We start from the raw sequence: 7,027 nt of genomic DNA, 5'->3' as shown, positions 1-7,027 counted from the left end.
TAGCTCAGAGCGTGCGGCCCGCGGGTTCCTGCATGAGAGACTTTCGTACGCCTAACGGCACCCGAAACCCTTCAGCATGTCAGCCGTCTAGATCCGCTTTGCCGTTTCCTGAAAGCTGACATCGCAGGCGACCGCGCTGGAGGTCGTGGTGGCGCCACCTTCGGGCCTTGCCAGTAATGCCGCGAATGTTATCCGGCGGACGGGCTTCTCGATCGCTGCGGCATGGAAAGGACGATGGCGCGCTTTTCGCACCCCTCCACCAGTGAACGGTTCCGCGAAGTGCGGAACGGGCCTTACTATCTTCCCCCAACAAGGAGGGAGGAGGGCGCGAACTCGCCAGCGCCTCGCGCTTCATGGCACCCGTCACCAAGTCGCCCCATCAGCGGTACCGATAGAGCGCAAGCGGGCCTTACCATTCCTCCAGTTCCTCGCGATCGCTTTGCTATCGCCGAGGAGGAGGGGCCGATGAAAATCCGATTGCAAAGCTGTCGGTTTGAGTATTGCATGGTCGCATTGGCCGGCGAGGCAAAGTGAATTCCAGGTTCCTTTGCTGCCTTGAAGGATTATTTGGCGACAATTCAAACGTCGCAGTCGGTCGTATGCGGTGCAACGCGGTCAGTGACTAGCGCTCGGCGGCTCCCGAGGGGGGGTGAGGGATGAGCAGCTCTCCGGTGTATTCGGGTGATACGCTGTCGAACGAGACGGCGCAGATCGTCATTGCGCCGGAGCGGCACGGCGAGGGCTTGTACGCGGTCTTCGAAGACCAGGGATCGCCGATCGCTTTCTACGACGACGATGGGCTGCTGCCCGAGCACAGCTTCAGGATCGATCGTGACTTTACGACTGTCGAAGTCCAGGACCGGGCGGATCCGAAGACCTCCACGCGCAAGGTCCTCGTGCCTTATCGCCGCTATTTCGGCCGCCCCGAAAAAGGAACCGCCCCGCCTTTGGCGCTCCTTCAGGCGCTCGGGGACGCAATGGAATTCAACGATTTCGGCGATCAGACGGGAACGATCCCGGCGGGCTACACCTACTTCGGGCAGTTCGTCCTCCATGACCTGACGTCGATGACACCGTCGATAACACCGGGGAAATCGAAGCCGAAGAATATTCGCAGCGCGACCCTTGATCTCGACAGCGTATTTGGTGCGATGCCGCCGGGAGGCGCGTCGGCATCTTCCCAGGCCTGCCCGGCGCCCATGGCTGTAGGCGAGACGACTGACGGCCGATTGCTGGACCTTCCACGTGCGACGGATGGCATGCCGTGCATCGCGGACCGGCGCAACGACAGCAACCTGGCGCTCGCCCAGACCCACATGGCGCTCATCCGTTTTTTCAATGCTGTGCGCCGTCTCAGCGACGACGCCGACGAGGCTAGGCGGCTGACGCAACTGCATCTCCAGTCGGTGGTGCTTCACGACTACGCCCGCCGGCTAATCGACAACGTGATTTACCAGGACGTGATGGAGCGCGGTCGAGCCGTCATCGACGTGGACGCCGACGGGTTCAAGCTACCCCTCGAATTCGCCGCGGCCTGCGCGCGGTTCGGCCACAGCATGATCCGCAACCGGTATCCCTGGAACGCATGGAACCCGGGGGCGACCGTCAGTGCCTTTTGGGACAATACCTACAACAGCGCGATCACGCCGATGACCCGGCTGCGCGGCCAATGGGTGGCGGATTGGCGCCGGCTCCTGGCAATCGGTCTGACGGAAGCCCAGGGCGCGATATTCGCAGCGAAGATCGACACGCGGTTGGCATTTGAGCTCAGGCAGATCAGGCCGCAAGCCCTTCCGCACACGACCGGTTCTATGCCATTGTCGAGAAATCTCGCAGTTCGCACGCTCCAGCGCAGTTACCTGCTCGAGCTGAGCAGCGCGCAACATGTCTTTCATTGCGTCGCGGGAAAGCTCGGCGATCGCGCGCCTCCTGGTTTCGCGCCGCTGACCGAGCCGGAACTGCTTGACGGCGAGAGCCAGGCTGTCCGCGACGCTCTGACCGAACGGCCGGAAGGCGGAACAGCGCGGCTCGTCGATTCCACGCCATTGTGGTTTTACGTGCTCAAGGAAGCGGCCGTCAAAGGTTGCGGGCTGAAGCTCGGTCCCCTGGGGAGCCGCATCGTGATGGAGACGCTCCACGCTGCCGTCAGCGCTGCCGAACCGTCGATCCTGGACCCGTCCGTGCAGCCGTGGCGTCCGGATCCCAGGCTTCATCCTTCGTCGGAAAGTTACGCCCTTCCGGACCTCATCGCTTTTTCCGGACTTTTGGACAGTTGACCCGCCCACATTGCCAGAGGAGGAGTAGATATGTCGACATTCAAGGTGTTCTACGGAGGAACATCGAATTACGACCAGGAATTCGAAGGTACGAAGCGAGCCGGTGCCTTGTTCCATAATTATTGGACGCAGAACGGTCCCGGGCTGAAGATTTTTGAAGATTTCATTATCGGGCTCGTCGGCAGCGGGTTGATCGTTACCTACAAGGACGACCTCAATCCCGATAACAGGGTTTTTGTGAAAAACACTGGAGGAGCCAATCATGTGTTCTACAAGTCCGGCGGGCAGGACAAGCAGATTAATGTCAAAGCGGAAAAGGACAATCCGAATAACGACGTTGTGACGATGGCCGTTCCCAGTGTGGCTGCCGACCCTGATACCGGTGATACCAAAGACTATCTGAACAATGCGCTGACCAAGTTGATCGACCCGCAAATACATCCCGACGAGAAGCGCGAATTTCTCTTTGGTCTGCTACTGCTCAAGAGGTGTCGCTGAATCGCCGGACTGTATCGCAGGCGCTCGGAGCTCGCCTCACACATTCAGCGGAATCTGGGTCTCCGGTGCGCTGACAACAGGGCCCAGATCATGGCGGTCGGGCCCGAGCAGCCGCTTTCGGGCGAGCCGCGGCTTTATGTGGCAAAGCTCGGTTGAAAGGGCGCGGAACGCCGGTACTCCCAGGGCATCGCGCGTCATGTCAGCGAACCACAGCCGAACGCCGGCCCGTGCGCACGCATCGACCAGCGCGTCAAGCGACGGGGGAATGCCCGGCAAGCGAAGCGGACCGCCCGCCCGCGGAGCACCGACCGGATCGAGGGGCGGCCAGGCCATCGTCACGGTTTGCCGCCATTGTGTCCAGTCGGCGGCATCGGCGCCCAGCTTCCGCGCTGCCGCGAGCGGCAACTCCGTCTGGACCATCTCGGTCAGCGCCGCCAGTGCCGCCTCGCGGATGTCCGGCTTCGCGGCGAAGCCGAGTGCAACGTCGCTGCCGTCGCGTTCGGACGAGGCAGCCGCCGCCACCGGCACGCCGAGATCGGTTGTTATGTCGAACAGCCAGGTTCGGCGCCTGCGCGCACCGAGCCATGACACCAGTCCGCTGGTGTCGTCGAGGATGGCGAGGTCGAGCACCGGCCTCTGCCGCCGGCCATACCACCAGCGCGCCGCGGCATCGCGCTCGATCAGCTCCAGCGTTGCGGCAAGCCTGGCGCTCTCCGCGCTGGCGCCGCAGGCGCAACCATTGCTGTCGCCGCTCGCCACCGCACGCTCATCCCCTGCCGCCTTGCGGCCGATGAAGGCGAAATCGGCGGGCACATAGGCCGGCGGCCCGCCATGGGCGTCTTCCACCTCGAGCCAGTCGATCTCTGCGGCCGGATCGCAGGGTGGCGGGCGCCAGTCGAAGTCGCGATTGCGGTCGTTCCAGGACGCCCGGCTCGCGAGCTGCGAATCGGAAAAGCCGTTCAGCATTTCCGGCGGGACCGCCGCCGGGCCAATATCACCGGCGCGTGCCGTGACGAGCGTCTCGTTCCCCCACGCCGAGCACGAGACGAGCTCGGCCGCCTCGCCGAGCGCGCTGGCGCGGGAACCCGCCTCGTCCAGGCCGCGCCCGGTCGCGACGCGCCCCGAGTCGGGCAGGGCAACTTGCGGGAAGCCCGGCAGCCGCACCAGCGCCGCACGCGGCATCGCGATCGCCAGGCGCACCGGGCCGCCGCCTCCCGGCAGATCGAGAATGTCGAAGAGCTGATCGAGTGCCCGCCTGGTCTCTTTCGCGTTCGTCATCGCCATGCTTACCATCCCGGCGCGATCCCATCGACAGACGTGATCAGCCGGGCCACAATATCAGTCAAGACCGTAGCGCGAGCCGGCCATCATGCAAACCCAAGTCGAATTGCCGGCGCTGAAGGCGATCCTGTTCGCGGATCTCTCGCAATACACCCGCCTCACCGCCGCGGGCGAGCTCGCGGCGATCGACCTCGTCACCCAGTGCTTTGCGCTGTTCAGGGATTTGTCCGCCGAGCACCGTGGCGAATTCGTCAAGTCGACCGGTGATGGCGTGCTCGCTCTGTTCGACAGCGTCTCGGATGCGGTCAACTACGCGGTCACGATGCAGCGCAGGCTGGCAGCGCTGGCCGTAGAGCAGCCCGCTGCCGGCCGCTTCAGGATCGGCATCCACTTGGGCGAGGTGCGCCGTCACGAGGGCGATGCGTACGGCCATGCCGTCAACATTGCGGCGCGCGTCCAGACGCTGGCCAAACCCGGCGGCACCTGCGTGACGGAGGAGGTATGCCGGGCAGCGCGCGGCATGACCGGCTGCGGTTTCCGGTTCGCCGGCCGCCACACGCTCAAGAACCTGCCCGAACAGATGTCGCTCTACCATGTGGTTCCCGGCGACACGCCCGGCGAGGAAGCGAGCCGGGCACCACATTTCTCGGTTTCCGTCCTGGACGGGCTCGCCGTGCTCGACGACGTCGGCGAGCCGGTTGCCCTGCGGTCCCGCTGGGCACAGGCGCTGATCGGCTATCTCGTACTGTCGACCGGATTTCGTGAATTGCAGGACCGGATGGCGGCGCTGCTGTGGCCCGAGCGCCCGCACGCCGAGGCGAGGAGCGCCCTGACACGTGGGCTGCGCGTCGCCGCCAAGGCGCTTTCCCGCGGATCGAGGGAATCCGGGCTGCGGCATGGCGCCTATGTGAGCCTGGATCCCGCACGCGTTGTCGTCGACATCAATCGCATCTTCGTCGACCTCAGCGAAGGCAAGGTGGACGATACGCTGCTCGAGCGGTCCGACTGGGCGGAGGCCATCCTCTACGGCTTCGAATCCGTCAGCAGCCTCTATGGCGCCTGGCTGAGCGTCGCCCGCCACAATCGCCGCAACCGGGCGGAAGAGGCGCTCGAGAACATTCTCGGTCGCTTCGACGCGAGCGAACCGATCATCCGGCATGCGGCGAGCGCCCTGCTGATGCTCGAGCCGTCGCACGAGGGCGCCGTGCGCTGCCTGATGCGCCACCATGCGTCCCACCAGAACGTTGCCGCGGCAAGGCGCGTCTATGACAAGCTCGTCGCCCGCCTCGAGCGGGAATATCAGCTGAAACCCAGCGCCGAAACCGCCGCGCTCGCCGCCAGCCTGTCGGACCCCGCGCTGCCGCGACAGCCCGAGAAGCCATCGCACCAGCGCGCTCCGGTCATCGCCGTCTCGAGCTTCAGCAGCGAGGCGGAATCGACAGCGGCCTTCGCGACCGGCTTCCGCTCCGAACTGATCATCAGCCTGTCGAAATTCCGCGAACTGACGATCATTGACATGCAGTACGGTGACGATGCGGCGGATGCCGACTACCGGCTCAAGGCCGGCTGCAGCGACCTCGGCGAGGAGTTTGCGCTGGTCGTCACGCTCGACGAGAGCGCCGCCAGGCGGGTCGTCTGGAGCGAGTCCTACCGGCTGACCCTGGCGAGCTGGCATGCGACCCAGCGCCGGTTGGTCGCACGCCTGACGTCGAAGCTAGAGGTCTATCTCTCGCAGGACCGCCTTTCGCGCGCCGTGCAGCGGCTTCCCGAGGATTTGGGCGTCTACGACGCATGGCTGCGCGGCGAGCACCTGCTGCTGCGCTGGTCGGCCGAGGCGGAGGATGAAGCCGAGCGCCTGTTCAACCAGGCGATCGCCGAGGATCCGAGCTTCGCCCCGGCGCATGCCAGCCTCGCCAGCGTCTACAATTCGCGGCCTTTCATCAGGCCCGGAAGCCCGCATGATGCGACGGCCGAGCAACGCGCGCTTGCGCTCGCCAGGCGGGCGGTCGAGCTCGACCCGCTCGATGCGCGCAACCAGATGGTGGTCGCCTGGTCCGCGGCGATGGTGGAGCGCTACGAGCAGGCCGAGCTGCATTTCGAGCTGGCATCCGAGCTCAATCCGAACGATCCGAAGATCACGGTGTCGGCGGCGCTCGGACTGGCCTTCATGGGGCGGATCGACCTTGCTGCCCGGCTCAACCAGCACGCGCTCGACCTGACGTCGCTGTTTCCCGACTATCAATGGTCGCACATGGCGGCGACGCGCTTTCTGATCGGCGATTACGCGGGCAGCATCGAGGCTGCCGAGCGCTCGCAGAACCTGATCATAGACACGCCCGGATGGAAAGCGGCCGCGCTCGGCAGGCTCGGCCGCATCGAGGAGCGGCAATCGGCGCTCGATCAGCTTTTCGCGGCGGCAGGAGCCGCCTGGGCCGGACCCGCGAACCCATCGCAGGAGGATATTCTCGCGTGGTTTCTCGGCACTTTTCCGATCAGGCATGCCCTGGACAGGGCGAAACTGGGCGCCGGCCTGACGGAGATGCGCGGCGGCGAAGTTCAAACACGGGGTTGATGCTTGCTGAGAGGTTCACTTCCGTCACAATCGGGAGCGCCAGACGGTCGTCGCTGGTCATGATGAGATGCGCGCGAGACCTCGCCGTTGGGAAAGTTCTCATCGCCGGTCGATCGGCTGAAGGCTCTGGCTGAAGCGTAGAGCAGGGCGATACGCAGGATGAGGGTAGGTGCGTGCTCCACCCCGTCTAGATCTTCATGGCGATAGGTTAGGACAGCTGAGAACCGGGGTTTGAAGAGTCCACTGGTGGCGCCACTGCGTCCTCCAGCGTTGGTCGACGGCGATGACTGCTTTCAGGCGACGGCCCAACTCACCTTAACGGCCGACATTGCTGAAGGGTTTCGGGTGCCGTCAGGCGTACGAAAGTCTCTGATGCAGGAACCCGCGGGCCGCAGGCGGT

At 64.8% G+C, this 7,027-nt stretch carries 4 protein-coding genes; 3 read left to right on the top strand and 1 reads right to left on the bottom strand.

Translation table 11 applies throughout. From position 1 onward, the window contains the following. Positions 1 to 656 precede the first annotated feature (656 nt). Both NKH04_RS32700 and NKH04_RS32695 read left to right on the top strand, forming a co-directional pair. A complete protein-coding gene (locus tag NKH04_RS32700) occupies positions 657 to 2,276 on the top strand; it encodes a peroxidase family protein (protein WP_353045571.1) in 1,620 nt (539 codons plus the stop codon). A 30-nt stretch (positions 2,277 to 2,306) separates the two neighbouring features. Beyond that, entirely contained in the window at positions 2,307 to 2,774 is a 468-nt protein-coding gene (locus NKH04_RS32695) for a hypothetical protein (protein WP_352502252.1), read from the top strand. A gap of 36 nt (positions 2,775 to 2,810) precedes the next feature. Here the strand turns inward: NKH04_RS32695 and NKH04_RS32690 are convergent, their stop codons facing one another. Beyond that, positions 2,811 to 4,058, bottom strand: a complete 1,248-nt coding sequence (locus NKH04_RS32690) for a YcaO-like family protein (protein ID WP_352542898.1) — start codon at positions 4,056 to 4,058, stop codon at positions 2,811 to 2,813. Positions 4,059 to 4,143: 85 nt separating this feature from the next. Here NKH04_RS32690 and NKH04_RS32685 point away from each other — a divergent pair, with 85 nt between their 5' ends. Continuing rightward, positions 4,144 to 6,627 (top strand): adenylate/guanylate cyclase domain-containing protein, encoded by a 2,484-nt coding sequence (locus NKH04_RS32685; protein WP_352502254.1) that lies wholly within the window; start codon positions 4,144 to 4,146, stop codon positions 6,625 to 6,627. Positions 6,628 to 7,027: the final 400 nt, after the last annotated feature.

It is taken from the genome of Mesorhizobium sp. M1365 (assembly GCF_040317865.1).
GTDB lineage: Bacteria > Pseudomonadota > Alphaproteobacteria > Rhizobiales > Rhizobiaceae > Mesorhizobium.
The sequence above is the reverse complement of the archived record's forward strand: the minus strand, read 5'-3'. Positions and strand labels throughout refer to the sequence as shown.